Genomic DNA, 16,812 nt, shown 5'->3' on the forward strand with positions numbered 1-16,812 from the left:
TCCTACCACATGGCGACCGCCGCCTGCCGCGCACCCGAATAGTCGCTCCGAAAAGTCACGGTGAGGGATGATGCTGTCAACTCGTTTCTCGGTTCGCGCCCTGCTCCGGGCCGCCGCCGTCGTCGCCGCCGGCGCGCTCATGGCCGGCTGCGCCGCGCAGCCGAAGGTCGCAGCCAACGACGGCATCTCGGTCGACGTCAACGGGCCGGTCAAGGTCGCGCTGCTCCTGCCCTATGGCACCGGCGACCAGGGGCGCGAGCAGATCGCCCGCAGCCTCGAGAACGCCGCCCGCCTCGCGCAGGGTGACGTGCAGAACGCGACGATCGACCTCGTGGTCTATCCGACCGCCGGCACCACCTCGGGCGGTGCCGCGGCCGCCAGCCAGGCCGTCTCCGAGGGCGCGAAGATCATCATCGGGCCGCTGTTCAGCACCGAGACGGCCGGCGCGGCATCCCCTGCCGCCGCCGCCGGGCTGACCCTGCTCAGCTTCTCGAACAATCCCTCGGTCGCCGGCTCGAACGTCTACATCCTCGGCACCAGCTTCCAGAACACCGCCGACCGGCTGATCGCCTATGGCCAGGCGCACGGCCTCGGCCCGTTCGGCGTGATCTATCCCTCGGGCCTCGAGGGCGAGACGGCGCGGGACGCAGTGCGCGAAGCGGCCGCCGGGCGCGGCGCCACCGTGGCCGCGAGCGAGGCCTACAGCCTGTCCGTCGCGGGCATCCAGTCGGCCGCGGGCCCGGCGGCGCAGGCGCTGCTGGCCGCGGGCGCGAACGGCATCATCCTGACCGATGGGCCGACCGGCGGCCTCTCGTTCATCGCCGACGGGCTGCGCAGCAACGGCATCGACCAGGATCGCGGCCAGTTCCTCGGCATGCAGCGCTGGGACATCTCCGCCGAGGCGATGCAGGCGCCGAGCCTGCAGGGCGGCGTCTTCGCGGCGCCCGACCCCACCATCGTCAACGCTTTCAACGGCCGCTATCGCGCGGCCTATGGCGAAAGCCCGCACGAGCTGGCCGGCCTTGCCTACGACGGCGTCGCCGCCGTCGGCGCGCTGATCGCCGAGGCCCGCAGCCAGGGTGGCAGCCCGTTCTCGACCGAGCGACTGACCCAGGCCTCGGGCTTTGCCGGGGTGAACGGCCCGTTCCGCTTCACCGCGTCGGGCCGGGCCCAGCGCAACCTCGCGATCGTCGCCGTCGAGAACGGCGCCGCGGTGGTGCGCGAACCGGCGGCGCGCACGTTTGACACCGTTGGCTTCTGACCGGCGTCCGCGCGCCGCTGCCGAGGCGCCAGCGCCCGACCCCTGGCTTGGGATCGTCGACGATCCCGGGCGCCTGATCGACGTTCCGGCGCTTGCGGCGGCCATCGACGCCGCCGCGGTCGCGGCGCTCGCCGACGGCGGCCGCAGCGCGATCCGCGCCGCCGTGGTGGCACCGCTGCGCGCGGCGCTTGCCGAAGGCCGCGCCGTCATCGCCGCCGCCATCGCCGCCGCGCCGCGCGCGGCGCACCGCGCGATCCACGACTATGCCTGGCTTACCGAGCAGGTGGTGCGGCTCGTCCTCGACCTCGGCGTCCGGCGGATGCACGTCTCGCCGAACCCCACCTCGTCGGAGCGCATCGCCGCGATCGCGGTCGGCGGCTTCGGCCGCGCCGAGATGGCGCCGTTCTCCGACATCGACCTGCTGTTCCTCACCCCGTACAAGCAGACGCCGTGGGGCGAGAGCCTGATCGAGAGCGTGCTCTACGTGCTGTGGGATCTGCGCCTCAAGGTCGGCCACTCGACGCGCACCGCCGACGACTGCCTGCGCCTCGCCCGCACCGACGTCAGCATCCGCACCAGCCTGCTCGAGAACCGCTATCTCTGGGGCGACCGGGCGCTGGCCGACAAGCTCAACTCCCGGCTCTGGTCCGAGCTTTTCGACCAGACCGGGCCGCAGTTCGTCGAGCTGAAGCTGCAGGAACGCGCCGACCGCCACAACCGCCAGGGCAGCTCGCGCTACCTGCTCGAGCCGAACGTCAAGGAGGGCAAGGGCGGCCTGCGCGACCTGCAGACGCTCTACTGGATCGGCAAGTACCTCTATCACGTCGGATCGACCGAAGATTCTGGTGCGCACGGGCGTGTTCACGGCGGAAGAGTACGCGACCCTCGCCGAGGCGGAGGCGTTCCTGTGGACCGCGCGCGTCCACCTGCACCTCTTGTCCGCCCGGCCCGTGGAGCAGCTCACCTTCGACACCCAGGTCGAGATCGCGGCCGCGCTCGGCTACCACGACGACAGCGCGCAGCGCGGCGTCGAGCGGTTCATGCACGACTACTTCCGCCACGCGAAGCATGTCGGCGACCTCACCCGCATCTTCCTCGCCGCGCTGGAGGCGCGGCATGTCAAGTCGAAGCCGAGCCTCGGGGAAAAGCTGCGCACGGTCTTCACCTTCGGGCGCGACCCGACGGGCCCGGGCTTCACCCTGAAGAACGGCCGGCTCGATCTGCTCGACGAGGGCGCGTTCGCGAAGGATCCGGTGAACATCCTGCGGCTGTTCGAGGAAAGCCTCGCCGCTGATATCCCGATCCACCCCGACGCCCTGCGGCGGGTGGCCGCGAGCCTCGATTTGATCAACGACCGCGTGCGCAACGACCGCGAGGCGAACCGCATCTTCCTCGACCTGCTGCTCGGCCACCAGAACCCGGAGCGGGCGCTGCGGCTGATGAACGAGGTGGGCGTGCTCGGCGCGTTCATCCCCGAGTTCGGCCGCATCGTCGCGCTGATGCAGTTCAACATGTACCACCACTACACGGTGGACGAGCACACGATCCGCACGATCTCGACGCTCTCGACGATCGAGCGGAAGGAGCTGGTCGACGATCTGCCGGTGGTCTCGGACATCATGGCGCGCGGCGTCGACCGCCGCGTGCTCTACGTCGCGCTGCTGCTGCACGACATCGGCAAGGGCTCGGGCCGCGATCACTCGACGGTGGGCGCCGAGGTGGCCGAAAAGCTCTGCCCGCGCTTCGGCCTCGAGCCGGAGGAAACCGAGCTGGTGGTCTGGCTGGTGCGGCACCACCTGCTCATGTCCGACGTGGCGCAGAAGCGCGACCTCGCCGACCCGCGCACGGCCCGCGACTTCGCCCGACAGGTCAAGAGCCCGACGCGGCTGAAGTTCCTCGCGGTGCTGACGGTCTGCGACATCCGCGGCGTCGGCCCCGGCATCTGGAACAACTGGAAGGCCATGCTGCTCCGCACGCTCTACGCGGAGACGATCGAGGTGCTGACCGGCGGCAGCCAGGCGCCAAGCCGGCCGGAGCGTGAGGCGGCGGCCAAGGCCGCGCTCGGCGAGGCGCTGGGCGACTGGACCGCCGCCGACATCGAGGCGGAATGCGCCCGGCACTATGCGCCGTACTGGCTTGGATTCGACACGCGGACCCATGCGATCTTTGCCCGCCTCGGCCGCGACCTCGAGGACGACCGGCCCGAGATCGAGATCGAGCTCGACGCGAGCCGCGATGCGACGCAGGTCTGCTTCGCGATGTCCGACCACCCCGGCATCTTCGCGCGCCTTGCCGGGGCGCTGGCGCTCGCGGGGGCGAACGTGGTCGACGCGCGCACCTATACCACCACCGACGGCGTCGCCACCGCCGCCTTCTGGATCCAGGACGCCAGCGGCAAGCCCTACGAGCAGGCGCGCATGACGCGGCTGCGCTCGTCGGTGCAGCGCACGCTGGCCGGGCAGATCAAGGCGCGCGAGGCCCTGCGCGACAAGGACAAGATCAAGAAGCGCGAGCGCGACTTTCAGGTGCCGACCCGGATCAGCTTCGACAACTCCGGCTCGGACATCTACACGATCATCGAGGTCGAGACCCGCGACCGGCCCGGCCTGCTCTACGACCTGACGCGCACGCTCACGGTGAACGGCATCTCGATCTCGTCGGCGATCATCGCGACCTACGGCGAGCAGGCGGTGGACGTGTTCTACGTGAAGGACCTGTTCGGCCTGAAGCTCTACACCGACTCCAAGCGCTCGCAGCTTGAACAGCGCCTGCGCGCGGCGATTGCCGCGGCCGTGCCGGAGCGAGGCGGAGCGACGCAATGAACAAGCCGATCCGGCTGCTTCCCGCCTTCCTCGCGGTCGGCGGATGGACGATGGCGAGCCGCGTCCTCGGCCTGCTGCGCGACATCCTGATGGCGAGCTTCCTCGGCACGGGCCCGGTGGCGCAGGCGTTCCTGATCGCCTTCACCATGCCCAACATGTTCCGCCGGTTCTTCGCCGAGGGGGCGTTCAATCTCGCGTTCGTGCCGATGTTCGCGAAGAAGGTCGAGGCGAACGACGATCCCGAGGGCTTTGCGCGGGACGCGCTGTCCGGCCTCGGCTTTGTCCTCATCGTGCTGGTGGTGCTCGGTATCGCGCTGATGCCGTGGTTCGTCTACGCGATGGCCTCCGGCTTTCACGGCGACGAGCGCTTCGTGCTCGCCGTCGAGCACGGGCGCATCGCGTTTCCCTATATCCTGCTCATCTCGCTGACCGCGCTGCTCTCGGGCGTGATGAACTCGCTCGGCCGCTTCGCGCTCGCCGCGGCGGCACCGATCGTGATGAACGTGGTGATGATCGCGTTTCTCGTCTGGGGCTGGTGGTCGGGCGGCGACATCGGCCTCTGGCAGATCTGGTCAGTGCCGGTGGCGGGTGTTGCCCAGCTGGCGCTGGTCTGGTGGGGCTGCGCCCGGATGGGGATGCCGATCCTGCCGCGCTGGCCGCGCCTCACCCCCGACATGAAGCGCCTGACGGTCATCATGGTGCCGGCGCTGCTGGCCGGCGGCGTGGTGCAGATCAACCTCATCGTCGGCCGGCAGGTCGGCTCGTTCTTCGACGGCGCGGTCGCGTGGCTGTCCTATGCGGATCGGCTGTACCAGCTGCCGCTCGGCGTCGTCGGCATCGCCATCGGCACCGTCATGCTGCCCGACCTGTCCCGCCGCCTGAAGGCCGGCGACGGATCGGGCGGGCGGGACGCGATCAACCGCGCGACCGAGCTGACGCTCGCCCTGACGCTGCCGGCGGCGGTGGCGCTGATGGTGATCCCCGGGCCGATCGTTGCCGTGCTGTTCCAGCATGGCGCCTTCGATGCCGGCGACACCTGGCCGACCGCGCTCGCCGTCGCGGTCTACGGCGCGGGCCTGCCGGCGTTCGTGATGCAGAAGGTGATTTCGCCGCTCTACTACGCGCGCGAGGACACCCGGTCGCCGTTCGTCTTCGCGGTCCACGCGATGATCGTGAACGCCGTCGTGGCGATCGGCCTGGCGCCGGTGATCGGCTTCATCGCCGCGGCGCTCGGCACCACCGTCGCCGGCTGGACCATGCTGCTGCAACTCTGGTGGGGCACCCGCGCGATGGGGACCGCCGCGGCGCCGGACGCACGCCTGCTCCGTGCCGTGCCCCGGATCGTGCTCGCCTGCGTGGCGATGGGCGCCGCCCTCATGCTCGCCGCACATCTGCTCGGTGACGCCCTCGCGCATCGGACGCTGCAGTACGCGGCGCTCGCGGCGCTCGTGCTGATCGGCGCCGGCGTCTACGCGGCGGCCGCACTCGGCTTCGGCGCCCTGCGGATCGCCGACGTGCGGGCCGCCTTGCGCCGGCCCGCCACGAGTCGCTAGGCGCTAGCCGCGGCAGCGATGCGCCGGCGGCTGGCGGCGGCGCCGCCGGGCGCGCTCCTTCGCGTCGGACGCCGTGGACCAGGTCTCGATACAGACCCACTCGGGCATCATGTCGAATCCGCTTTCCCCGACCAGCAGGTTCCGTCCGATCACAGGATCGGATACCGGCGCGCCACCCGCACCGTCGTCTTCGCTGAACATCACCGTTCCCCGTCCCCACACACCGCCCCCGCGGCACCCTGTCAAATCGGCACCCTTCCCAAAGGTGCCGGCCCGGATCGCCTCACCGATCGAGCTTCGCCGTGGCGAAAGAGAACAAGCCGAATGCTGGATGACAAACCCAACTCCAGCAGCCCGCACACGGCAGGATTACTTAACATATACATCCATCCACGTATCACGATCAAGTGAGACTTGCCGCACCGCCCCCTCGATAGATCGATCCATTCGCCCTCACGGGCCGGTGGGGGCGCGACCTATCGCCAGTTGACCGGCGTGTCGCTGGCAAGGACAGTGGGGGGCCGCAGACCCCTGGCCAAAGGGGCGTATCGGTATAACCGGAGGAGACAATGGCCCGACCCACCGCACGGCCCACGGCCGCCCACGTCGCCCGGGTCGAGGCGAGCCTCGCTACCAACGCCCCTGCCCGCTCGGCGCTCGCCGCGTCCTGGCGTCGCTCGTCCGAGCACCACAAGCTCGACCCCGCCGCGACGACCTCGCCGCAACAGCTCGGCGACTCGGAGCTGCGGCACCACCGCGACGCAATGGGACCGCTGCTGGAAGCGGCACGACCGGCGCTCGACCGGCTGTATCAGGCCGTCGGCGGCAGCGGCTGTTGCGTGCTGCTGGCCGATCGCAATGGCGTGCCGGTCGATCGCCGCGGCGCCGCCGTCGACGACCCGGTGTTCCGCGGCTGGGGTCTCTGGACCGGCGCGGTCTGGGACGAGGGGGCACAGGGGACGAACGGCATCGGCACGTGCCTGATCGAGCATCGCCTGCTCACCATCCACCGCGACCAGCATTTCCTCGCAAAGAACGCCTCGCTCTCCTGCTCCGCCGCGCCGATCTGGTGCCCGGACGCCAAGCTTGCCGGCGTGCTCGACGTCTCGTCGTGCCGCGCCGACGTGACGGACGGTTTCGTCGACCTGATCCGCCTCGCCCTCGCCGACGCCGCCCGCCGGATCGAGGCCGAGGTGTTCCGCCGGGCCTTCCCCGATGCGCGCATCGTGCTGACCGAAAACGGCGGGCTGCTCGCCGTCGACCGCGACGACCTGGTGGTCGGCGCCACCCGCGCCGCGCGCCAGACGCTCGGGCTCACCGCCGACCGCCTGGGCCGCCCCCTGCCCGCCCGCGACCTGCTCGAGGCGGAGCGTCCGTGCGAGAGCCTCGACCACGCCGAGCGCGCCGTGCTGGCGCGGGCGCTGGCACGCGCCAACGGCAACGTCTCCGCCGCCGCCGCCGCGCTCGGCATCAGCCGCGCCACCCTGCACCGCAAGCTGAAGCGCGATCCGGCTGCCCGGCCGGCGCGGGCGAACTGACGCGCAACTTCCTTCCGATGTGTCGCACGGGTGCGACACATCGGAACAGCAGACCTTCGGACCCGGGCTGATTCTTCCGCCAGACCCTGCCACCTTCTCCCAAGGCGCCGCGCCGCGGACGCCCCCGACACCCGGGAGGAGGAAAAAACAGAATGAACAAGATCGCATTTCTCAGCGCCGCAAAGTCGCCCTTCAAGACCCGCTACGGCAACTTCATCGGTGGCCAGTTCGTCGAGCCCAGGTCGGGGCAGTATTTCGACAACCGCTCGCCGGTGAACGGGCAGGTCCTCTGCGAGGTCGCCCGGTCCAACGCCGACGACATCGAGGCCGCGCTCGACGCCGCCCATGCCGCCAAGGACGCCTGGGGCCGCACCAGCCCGGCCGAGCGCGCGCAGATCCTGAACAAGATCGCCGACCGCATGGAGGCGAACCTCGAGACGATCGCCCGCGCCGAGACCTGGGACAACGGCAAGCCGATCCGCGAGACGACCGCCGCCGACATTCCGCTCGCCATCGACCATTTCCGCTACTTCGCCGGGGCGATCCGGGCGCAGGAAGGCTCGATGTCGGAGATCGACCACGACACCGTCGCCTACCACTTCCACGAGCCGCTCGGCGTCGTCGGCCAGATCATCCCGTGGAACTTCCCGATCCTGATGGCGGTCTGGAAGCTCGCGCCCGCCCTTGCCGCCGGCAACTGCGTGGTGCTGAAGCCCGCCGAGCAGACCCCCGCCTCGATCCTCGTCGTCGTCGACCTGATCGCCGACCTGCTGCCCGCGGGCGTGATCAACATCGTCAACGGCTTCGGCCTCGAGGCTGGCAAGCCGCTGGCGTCGTCCAACCGCATCGCCAAGATCGCCTTCACCGGCGAGACGACGACCGGACGGCTCATCATGCAGTACGCCAGCCAGTCGCTCATCCCGGTGACGCTGGAACTGGGCGGAAAGTCTCCGAACATCTTCTTCGAGGATGTCACCGCCGAGGACGACGACTTCTTCGACAAGGCGATCGAAGGCTTCGTGATGTTCGCGCTCAACCAGGGCGAGGTCTGCACCTGCCCGTCTCGCGCCCTCATCCACGAAAGAATCTACGACCGCTTCATGGAGCGGGCGCTGAAGCGGGTGGCCGCCATCGTGCAGGACGACCCGTTCGACCCGGCGACGATGATCGGCGCGCAGGCGTCGGGCGAGCAGTTCGAGAAGATCCTCGCCTACATCGACATCGGCAAGCAGGAAGGCGCGGAGTGCCTGATCGGCGGCGAGAAGGCGGCGATGACCGGCGACCTCGCCAACGGCTATTACGTGAAGCCGACGGTGTTCAAGGGCCACAACAAGATGCGGATCTTCCAGGAGGAGATCTTCGGCCCGGTCGTCTCCGTCACCACCTTCAAGGATGACGCGGAAGCTCTCGCGATCGCCAACGACACGCTCTACGGCCTCGGCGCCGGTGTGTGGACCCGCGACATGAACCGCGCCTACCGCTTCGGCCGCGGCATCCAGGCGGGCCGGGTGTGGACCAACTGCTACCACGCCTATCCGGCGCACGCGGCCTTCGGCGGCTACAAGCAGTCGGGCATCGGGCGCGAAAACCACAAGATGATGCTCGACCACTACCAGCAGACCAAGAACATGCTGGTCAGCTACAACCCGAAGAAGCTCGGGTTCTTCTAAGAGCGCCAGCCGCTTCACCAAGGGTCGGGCGCGCCGCCCGCCCTGCCAGTCCGGTGGGTGGGCGATTCACCCACCGGGCGCGCCTTTCTGCACAGGCGCTCCCGACGTGGCGGAGGCGGCGAGCCGGCGCATCCGCGCGGGACGCGCGAGCGCCTGCCCGCGCGACCCGGGACCCAGAGCAAAACCAGGAGGAAAACCCATGGCCAAGACCATGAAGGCCGCCGTCGTCCGTGAGTTCGGCAAGCCGCTCTCGATCGACGAGGTGCCGATCCCCGAGCCCGGCGAGGGCATGATCCAGGTCAGGATCCAGGCGTCCGGCGTCTGCCACACCGATCTGCACGCCGCGGAAGGCGACTGGCCGGTCAAGCCGAACCCGCCGTTCATCCCCGGCCACGAGGGCGTCGGCTTCGTCTCCGCCGTCGGCAAGGGCGTGCGCCACGTGAAGGAAGGCGACCGCGTCGGCGTGCCGTGGCTCTACACCGCCTGCGGCCACTGCAAGCACTGCCTCGGCGGCTGGGAAACCCTCTGCACCGAGCAGCAGAACACCGGCTATTCGGTCAACGGCGGCTTTGCCGACTATGTGGTGGCGGATCCGAATTTCGTCGGGCATCTGCCGGCGAACGCCGACTTTGCCGAGATGGCACCGATCCTCTGCGCCGGCGTCACCGTCTACAAGGGCCTGAAGGTGACGGACACCAAGCCCGGCGACTGGGTGGTGATCTCCGGCATCGGCGGCCTCGGCCACATGGCGGTCCAGTACGCCAAGGCCATGGGCCTCAACGTCGCCGCCGTCGACATCGACGACAAGAAGCTCGAGCTGGCGAAGAAGCTCGGCGCCAGCCTGACCGTCAACGCGATGAACGAGGACCCGGCCACGGTCATCAAGCGCGAGACCGACGGCGGGGCGCAGGGCGTCCTCGTGACGGCGGTCAGCCGCGCGGCCTTCAGCCAGGCGATCGGCATGGTTGGCCGGGGCGGCACCGTGGCGCTGAACGGGCTGCCGCCGGGCGACTTCCCGCTCGACATCTTCGGCATGGTGCTGAACGGCATCACCGTGCGCGGCTCGATCGTCGGCACCCGCCTCGACCTGCAGGAGTCGATCGACTTCGCCGCTCAGGGCAAGGTCAAGGCGACGATCGCCAAGGCCAGGCTCGAGGACATCAACTCGGTCTTCGAGAAGATGCACAAGGGCCAGATCGACGGCCGCATCGTGCTCGACATCGCGGGCTGAGCCATGGTCCGCGACGCCTCCGGAAAGGTGAGCGCCACACCGGAGGCGCTTGTCCTGCTCGCCGAGATCATCGCCGACCACGGGCCGGTGATGATCCACCAGTCCGGGGGCTGCTGCGACGGATCCTCGCCGATGTGCTACCCGCGAGCCGAGTTCCTCGTCGGCGACCACGACGTGCTGCTCGGCACCATCGGCGCGGACACGCCCGTCTATATCGGCGCAGCCCAGTTCGAGACTTGGAAGCACACCGACCTGATCCTCGACGTGGTGCCGGGCCGCGGCGGCATGTTCTCGCTCGACAACGGCCGCGAGCGGCGTTTCCTCACCCGATCGACCGTCTGCACCCCGCGCGGCTGACGGCCGGCTTGTGCAGGGGCGCCGCCCGTGCAAATCCTTCCGGCTCGCGGCACGGGAGGGGGTGCACATGCAGACCTGTGATCTCGCGGCGCCGCCGCTCTGGCGGGCGACGGTGCCGGTGTTCCTTGGCGTCCTCGACCGGCTCGAGGCGACGCTGCGTCAGGCCGAGACGGCGCTTGGCGCCGGCTATGCCGCCGGCCTCGACCAGCGGCCGGAGGCGCGGATGCTGCCGGTCGTGCGGCAGGTCGCGACCGCGGTGCAGTTCACCCTGCGCATCGCCTATCCGCTGGCCGGCGAGCGCGTGCCCGAGGTGCGTGCCCCGCTCGACGCCGGCGGCCTCATCGAACGCATCGAGGCGACCCGCGCCCTCCTGCGCGCCCTCGACCCCGCGGCCTTCGACGGCGCCGAGACCCGCCCCGTGCGCGAGCAGGCGGGCTTTGCCGTGCTGGATCTGACCGGCGAGGCGTATCTGCACGAATTCGGCCTCCCGAACCTCTATTTCCACCACGCGATGGCGCATGTCGCGCTGAAGCAGGTGGGCGTGCCGCTCGGCAAGGCCGACTTCGACGGCAAGCACGACTACCCGGACGGGTTCTCGCTCGGCTGAGCACACCAGTCGCCGGCGCCGCCGAGCGGAACACCAGCCGCGGGAGTGCCGGCGCCATCCGCGCTACCGCCGGCGAAGCCGCACGTCCACGGGCGGGTCTCCCCGCGCCCTGCATGTCCGCGCCGGGGCACCGCGCTCAACTGGAGCGTAAGTCTCGCGCCCGGCTTGCGCGCACGACTTGCGCACGCGCGGGTCGCGTGCGAAGGCGGGACGACGCTCCGGAGGAGCCCCCGAGATGCCCGAGTTCGGAGAGCCATTGCCAGACTGGACGCCGCCGCCCGCCCCCGAGGGGCTGCGGCTCGATGGCGCATTCGTCCGGCTGGAACCGCTCACGCCCGCCCACGCCCCCGCGCTGTTCGCGGCCAACGCCGAGAGTGAAGCGATCTGGGACTACCTGCCCTACGGCCCGTTCGCCGACGAGGCCGCCTATGCCGCATGGGTCGGGTCGGTCTCGGGCTCGGCCGATCCGCTGTTCTTCGCCGTGGTCGATCCGGCGACGGGCCAGCCGGGCGGCGTGATGAGCTACCTGCGCGTCACCCCCGCCTCCGGCTCGATCGAGGTCGGGCACATCTGCCTCGCGCCGCGGCTGCAACGCACCCGCGCGGCAAGCGAGGCGATCTTCCTGCTCGCCGACTGGGCGTTCCGCGCCGGCTATCGCCGGTTCGAGTGGAAGTGCGACGCGCTGAACCGCCCGAGCCGGCGCGCCGCAGAGCGGTTCGGCTTCTCGTTCGAGGGGGTCTTCCGGCAGGCGACGGTGGTCAAGGGCAGGAACCGCGATACCGCCTGGTTCGCCATGACGGACGGCGACTGGCGCTGCCTGCGCCCGGCCTGGGCGACGTGGCTCGATACCGCAAACTTCGACGCCGACGGTCGGCAGCGGCAACGGCTCGGCGATCTGACCGCGCCCTGCCGCGTCACCTCCGATCCGGTCGGGGCGGCGACGGCCTGAGCCCGAGCCGATGTCCAAGGGTCCGATCCGGCGCTGGCAGCGGCGATGGAAGGACGGCTGGACCGGCCGTCTCGACAGCCCGCGTGCCCGCCGCGACGCGACCATCGACATGCTGGTGTTCGACCACGGGCTGATCCGCACGCTCTGGCGCAACGAATCGGAGATCGCGCCCGGCGTCTGGCGCTCGAACCAGCCCGATCCGCGCGCCATCCGCGGGCTGGCCGAACGGGGCATCCGCGCGATCCTGAACCTGCGCGGCGCCACCGAATACGGCTCGTACCTGCTCGAGGCCGAGGCCTGTCGCGCGGCGGGTATCGAGCTTGTCGACTTCAAGCTGTCGTCGCGGGAGCTTCCGACGCGGGAGTGCGTCCTCGACCTCGACGCACTGTTCGCCCGCCTGCCGCGGCCGTTCCTCTTCCACTGCAAGTCCGGCGCCGACCGCTCGGGCTTTGCCGCCGCGCTCTACCTGCTGCTGCACGAGGGCGCCTCGCCCGAGGCGGCGCTGGCAGAGCTGTCGTGGCGACACCTGCATCTCGCCGGTGGCCCGGCCGGGATCATGCGCTTCATGATCGCGCGCTATGCCGCGGACGCCGCGCGCGAGCCGATCGGCTTTCGCGACTGGGTCGAGACGCGCTATGACCCCGCGGCCCTCGCGCTCGCCTATCGCACCGGGCGCACCGCGGGATTCGTCAGCGACCGGCTGCTGCGCCGGGAATAGGCGGATCAGTTGGGGAAAAGGTCGTCGGCGACCCGCACCTTCACCCCGCCCGCGATGGTGAACAGCCGCTCGCCGGCGAGGAACGCCCTTCGCTCGTCCTTGTCGAGCCAGAGCCGCGCCGGCATGGCGCAACCAACGATGTCGCAGGTGACGGCGGTCGAGGGATAGCCGAGCGGCAGGGCATAGCTGACATGCTCCGAGTCGTTCGGCTTGTGATCGTCGCAGCGCGCCGTCGCCATGGTCTTCCTCCCGAGTTGCGCATACCGGGAGGAAGGATGGCGCGCCGCCCGCGTCCGGCAAGGCCGGATCGTGGGCTCAGGCGGCGAGCAGCTTCTTCAGGTTCGCCACCGTCGCCAGCGCCTCCGGGTCCGGGCAGGCACCGCGCGCGATCAGCATCTCGGCGAGGCGGATGTCCTTGGCGATGACATTGCCCGGGCCGACGCCGCTGGCCGCGAGCAGGCGCCCGTCGGGGTCGAGGTGGAACAGCACGAAACCCTCGCCCACCGGCCGCCGCACCGTCGTGACCGCCCCCTCGGCCAGGCCGGCGATCTGCAGCGTCAGGTCGTACTGGTCGGACCAGAACCACGGCACCGCCGAGACCGCCTCACCCGCGCCGAGCATGTTCTTCGCGGCAAGCGTCCCCTGCTCCTGCGCGCTCCGCCACGACTCGAGCCGGATGCGCCGGCCATAGCCGGGATGCAGGAACGCCGCACAGTCGCCGGCCGCGAAGATCGACGGGTCCGACGTGGCGAGCCGGTCGTCCACGACGATGCCGTTATCGACGGCGAGCCCCGCGGCCGCGGCCAGCGCCGTCTCCGGCACCGCGCCGATGCCGACGAGCACCAGGTCGGCCGGCACGTCGATGCCGCCGTCGAGCGCGACCCCCTCGGGCGTGATGCCGAGGATGCGGGCACCGAAGATGAGCCGCACGCCCTCGGACGCGTGCCGCGCGGCGACGAGTGCCGCCACTTCCTCCGGCACGCCGCGTGAGAGCAGCCGCGGCAGCGCCTCGATCAGCGTCACGTCGGTGCCGAGCTTGCGCGCCGAGGCCGCCAGCTCCAGTCCGATGAAGCCACCGCCGATCACCGCCAGCCGACGCCCGGGCCCGAGCGCCGCGCGGATCCGCGCCGCGTCCTCGAGCCCGCGCAGCATCGCGACGTTCGGCCCGTCCGCCCCGGGCACCGGCAGCGGGCGGGGCCGCGCGCCGGTGGCGAGGAGCAGGCGGTCGTACGCAAGGCGGCTGCCGTCGGACAGCGCCAGCGACCACCCGGCCCGGTCGATCGCCTCGACCGCGACCCCGGGCCGGAAGGCGATGCCCGCCTCGGCCAGCCGCTCGGCGCCGCCGATCGGTTTCGGCGCCGGCACCTCGGCGAGGATCGCGTCCTTGGACAGCGGCGGCCGCTCGTACGGCACATGGACCTCGGCGCCGAGCAGCGTCACCGGGCCCGCGTAGCCCGCCTCGCGCAGCGCGAGCGCGGCCCGGGTGCCGCATTCGCCCGCGCCGACGATGACCATGCCCGCGTGCCGGTCCGCGTCAGACATCGACGAACACCTCGCCGCCGTCGACCTTCACCTTGTAGGTCGCGAGGTTGACGCAGACCGGCGCGCCCTTCGCGGCGCCGGTGCGATAGTCGAAGCGGCCGTTGTGCTTCGGACATTCGATGACGTGGTCCATGACCAGACCGTCCGCGAGATGGATCTGCTCGTGGGTGCAGAGCCCGTCGGTGGCAAAGAACTCCCCCTCCGGGCTGTGGTAGATCGCGAACGTCCGGCCCGCGTGGTCGAAGCGGGCGACGTCCTCCTCGTCGATGTCGTCGGTGGAGCAGGCGCGGATCCAGGCCATGTCGGTGATTTCCTCCCCTCTCGAGTGCCGCGTCGTCGCGCGGTGCCTGCCCCACCTGATAGTCGCGGGGACCCTGCGGCTCAATCGGCGGGATGATAGAACCTATCAGAAAACGTCACACCACCGCACCGCTGCGGGCGGGTGGCCCGCGGCCGGCGGGCTATGAAACCGGGGCGCGACATGGTGATCTTGGTTCAGGGGCGGCGCAGACCGCCCGGGAGAGTCGCACCGAGAGGGGTGCGTCGCCAAGGAGGAGAACGCCGTGCCGACCACATCGCCCCGCTTCGCCCTCAACCACATGACCACGCCGGGACTGTCGCCCGAGGCATTCTTCGCGCTCGCCGGCGCGCTCCGGCTCGACGCCGTGGAGATCCGCAACGATCTTCCGGGCAACGCGATCCTCGACGGCGCCCCGGCGAGCCGGATCCGCAGCCTTGCCGAGGCGGCCGGGGTGCGGATCATCTCGATCAACGCGCTGCAGCGGTTCGACGACTGGCGCGCCGAACGGGCGAATCAGGCCGTGGCGCTCGCCGACTACGCCGCCGCCTGTGGCGCGGAGGCGCTCGTGCTGGTGCCGACCAACGACGGCAGCCGGCCCGACCGGCTGTTCGCGGCGCTCGAGGGCCTGAAGGCCATCCTCCAGGACCGCGGCCTGCGCGGGCTGGTCGAGCCGCTGGGATTCGCCGACTGCTCGCTCCGCCTGAAATCCACCGCTGCCGAGGCGATCCGCGCCGTCGGTGGAACGGACACGTTCCGTCTGGTCCAGGACACGTTCCACCATCACCTCGCGGGCGAGACGCGGATGTTCCCGGAGCTGACCGGCCTTGTCCACATCTCCGGTGTCGACGATGCCGGCATCGCGGTCGATGCCATGCGCGACCGCGACCGGGGCCTCGTCACCGAGCGGGACCGGCTGGGAAATGTCCCGCAGATCCGGGAGCTTCGCCGCGCCGGCTATGCCGGATACCTCTCCTTCGAGTCGTTCTCGCGGACGATCCACGCGCTCGAGGACCCCAAGCCCGCGATCGCCACCAGCATGGCCCTGCTCGGCGAGGCCGTCAGCGTCGCCACCGCCTGACAGGTGGCGCCGGAATGAGTGCTTGACGACCGACGCTGAAATGGAATAAATATTCTGAAATTCCGCAGCAGCCGGCGCAGCGTTCCATGGCTGGCCTGCGGAAGGAGTGACCGGGCGAGAGACCCGGAGTCTCCGGGAGATCAAAGGGCGCACCCGGACGCCCGCAGTGGAGGAACAAAGACCATGCGGAAACTGCTCGCGGGCATCGCGCTCTCGACCGTGCTGGCGCAGGGCGCGCTGGCCGCCAACGTCGGCGTCTCGATGGCCGTTTTCGACGACAACTTCCTCACCGTGCTGCGCAACGGCATGCAGGATTATGCCAAGACCGTCCCCGGCGTGAAGCTGCAGATCGAGGATGCCCAGAACGACGTCGGCAAGCAGCTGAACCAGATCCAGAACTTCGTCGCCGCCGGCGTCGATGCGATCATCGTCAACCCGGTCGACACCGACGCCACCGTCGCGATGACCCAGGCGGCCAAGGACGCCAAGATTCCGCTCGTCTTCGTCAACCGCCAGCCGGCGAACCTCGCCGACCTGCCGGACAACCAGGCGTTCGTCGCCTCGGATGAAAAGGAATTGGGCACGCTCGAAGCCACCGAGGTGTGCAGGCTCCTCAAGGCCGCCGGCAAGGAAAAGGGCGCGAACGTCCTCGTGCTCATGGGCGAGCTGTCGAACCAGGCGGCGCGGCAGCGCACCGAGGACATCCACGACGTCATCGCCACGGCGGACTGCAACTTCATGAAGATCGTCGAGGAGCAGACCGCCAACTGGTCGCGCACCCAGGGCTCCGACATGATGACGAACTGGCTCTCCTCGGGCGTGAAGTTCGACGCGGTGATCTCCAACAACGACGAGATGGCGATCGGTGCGATCCAGGCGCTGAAGAGCGCCGGCGTCGACATGAAGTCGGTGGTGGTCGCCGGCATCGACGCCACGCAGGACGCGCTCGCGGCGATGGCGGCGGGCGATCTCGACGTCACCGTCTTCCAGGACGCGGCCGGCCAGGGCAAGGGCGCCCTCGACGCGGCGCTGACCCTCGCGAAGGGCGAGAAGGTCGACCAGAAGGTGTTCATCCCGTTCCAGCTGGTGACGCCGGCGAACCTCGCCGACTTCCAGAAGATGAACTGATGCCCTCCGGCGGCGGGCACGCGCCCCGCCGCCGCTCCCACCCCAATCGTTTCCCCG

15 protein-coding genes and 1 pseudogene are annotated in these 16,812 nt (G+C 70.4%); 12 read left to right on the top strand and 4 right to left on the bottom strand.

The annotated features are described in order from the left end of the window. Positions 1 to 70 precede the first annotated feature (70 nt). The 3 genes and pseudogenes from QM699_RS09590 to murJ all read left to right on the top strand — a co-directional run bounded on the left by QM699_RS09590 (position 71) and on the right by murJ (position 5,636). Positions 71 to 1,261 carry a penicillin-binding protein activator gene (locus tag QM699_RS09590; RefSeq protein ID WP_415010915.1) on the top strand — a complete coding sequence of 397 codons (1,191 nt, stop codon included), beginning with the start codon at positions 71 to 73 and terminating at the stop codon, positions 1,259 to 1,261. Continuing rightward, positions 1,242 to 4,083: pseudogene (locus QM699_RS09595) on the top strand ([protein-PII] uridylyltransferase). Before QM699_RS09590 ends, QM699_RS09595 begins: the two are co-directional and overlap by 20 nt. Beyond that, entirely contained in the window at positions 4,080 to 5,636 is a 1,557-nt protein-coding gene (gene murJ, locus QM699_RS09600; protein WP_415010916.1) for a murein biosynthesis integral membrane protein MurJ, read from the top strand. The pseudogene QM699_RS09595 and the gene murJ overlap by 4 nt, the downstream one beginning before the upstream one ends. Positions 5,637 to 5,639: 3 nt before the next feature. Here murJ and QM699_RS09605 read toward each other — a convergent pair whose 3' ends face one another. After that, positions 5,640 to 5,837, bottom strand: coding sequence for a hypothetical protein (locus tag QM699_RS09605; protein ID WP_415010917.1), 198 nt, complete (start codon positions 5,835 to 5,837; stop codon positions 5,640 to 5,642). A gap of 368 nt (positions 5,838 to 6,205) precedes the next feature. Here QM699_RS09605 and QM699_RS09610 point away from each other — a divergent pair, with 368 nt between their 5' ends. The 7 genes from QM699_RS09610 (at position 6,206) to QM699_RS09640 (ending at position 12,706) form a co-directional block, all read left to right on the top strand. Further along, on the top strand, positions 6,206 to 7,174 hold the full coding sequence (locus QM699_RS09610; protein WP_415010918.1) for a GAF domain-containing protein: 969 nt from the start codon (positions 6,206 to 6,208) through the stop codon (positions 7,172 to 7,174). A 152-nt stretch (positions 7,175 to 7,326) separates the two neighbouring features. After that, positions 7,327 to 8,844: an aldehyde dehydrogenase gene (gene adh / locus QM699_RS09615; protein ID WP_415010919.1), complete on the top strand. Its 1,518-nt coding sequence runs from the start codon at positions 7,327 to 7,329 to the stop codon at positions 8,842 to 8,844. 199 nt (positions 8,845 to 9,043) lie between these two features. Further along, positions 9,044 to 10,075: an alcohol dehydrogenase AdhP gene (adhP, locus tag QM699_RS09620; protein WP_415010920.1), complete on the top strand. Its 1,032-nt coding sequence runs from the start codon at positions 9,044 to 9,046 to the stop codon at positions 10,073 to 10,075. A gap of 3 nt (positions 10,076 to 10,078) precedes the next feature. Further along, positions 10,079 to 10,432: a DUF779 domain-containing protein gene (locus tag QM699_RS09625; RefSeq protein ID WP_415010921.1), complete on the top strand. Its 354-nt coding sequence runs from the start codon at positions 10,079 to 10,081 to the stop codon at positions 10,430 to 10,432. 67 nt (positions 10,433 to 10,499) lie between these two features. Next, positions 10,500 to 11,039 carry a DUF1993 family protein gene (locus QM699_RS09630; RefSeq protein WP_415010922.1) on the top strand — a complete coding sequence of 180 codons (540 nt, stop codon included), beginning with the start codon at positions 10,500 to 10,502 and terminating at the stop codon, positions 11,037 to 11,039. Positions 11,040 to 11,274: 235 nt separating this feature from the next. Beyond that, positions 11,275 to 11,988 carry a GNAT family N-acetyltransferase gene (locus QM699_RS09635; protein ID WP_415010923.1) on the top strand — a complete coding sequence of 238 codons (714 nt, stop codon included), beginning with the start codon at positions 11,275 to 11,277 and terminating at the stop codon, positions 11,986 to 11,988. A gap of 10 nt (positions 11,989 to 11,998) precedes the next feature. Next, positions 11,999 to 12,706, top strand: a complete 708-nt coding sequence (locus tag QM699_RS09640; RefSeq protein WP_415010924.1) for a fused DSP-PTPase phosphatase/NAD kinase-like protein — start codon at positions 11,999 to 12,001, stop codon at positions 12,704 to 12,706. 5 nt (positions 12,707 to 12,711) lie between these two features. Here the strand turns inward: QM699_RS09640 and QM699_RS09645 are convergent, their stop codons facing one another. The 3 genes from QM699_RS09645 to QM699_RS09655 all read right to left on the bottom strand — a co-directional run bounded on the left by QM699_RS09645 (position 12,712) and on the right by QM699_RS09655 (position 14,549). Then, positions 12,712 to 12,945 (bottom strand): hypothetical protein, encoded by a 234-nt coding sequence (locus QM699_RS09645; RefSeq protein ID WP_415010925.1) that lies wholly within the window; start codon positions 12,943 to 12,945, stop codon positions 12,712 to 12,714. 76 nt (positions 12,946 to 13,021) lie between these two features. Beyond that, positions 13,022 to 14,248 (bottom strand): NAD(P)/FAD-dependent oxidoreductase, encoded by a 1,227-nt coding sequence (locus tag QM699_RS09650; protein WP_415010926.1) that lies wholly within the window; start codon positions 14,246 to 14,248, stop codon positions 13,022 to 13,024. Beyond that, positions 14,241 to 14,549 (bottom strand): MocE family 2Fe-2S type ferredoxin, encoded by a 309-nt coding sequence (locus QM699_RS09655; protein WP_415010927.1) that lies wholly within the window; start codon positions 14,547 to 14,549, stop codon positions 14,241 to 14,243. Before QM699_RS09655 ends, QM699_RS09650 begins: the two co-directional genes overlap by 8 nt. A gap of 262 nt (positions 14,550 to 14,811) precedes the next feature. Between QM699_RS09655 and QM699_RS09660 the strand changes: the two genes are divergently transcribed. Both QM699_RS09660 and QM699_RS09665 read left to right on the top strand, forming a co-directional pair. Continuing rightward, positions 14,812 to 15,627, top strand: a complete 816-nt coding sequence (locus QM699_RS09660; protein WP_415010928.1) for a TIM barrel protein — start codon at positions 14,812 to 14,814, stop codon at positions 15,625 to 15,627. Positions 15,628 to 15,810: 183 nt separating this feature from the next. Then, positions 15,811 to 16,755 (top strand): sugar ABC transporter substrate-binding protein, encoded by a 945-nt coding sequence (locus QM699_RS09665; protein WP_415010929.1) that lies wholly within the window; start codon positions 15,811 to 15,813, stop codon positions 16,753 to 16,755. The last annotated feature ends 57 nt before the right edge of the window (positions 16,756 to 16,812 follow it).

Source organism: Amaricoccus sp., from assembly GCF_047602525.1.
In the GTDB taxonomy this organism is placed as follows: Bacteria; Pseudomonadota; Alphaproteobacteria; order Rhodobacterales; family Rhodobacteraceae; genus Amaricoccus.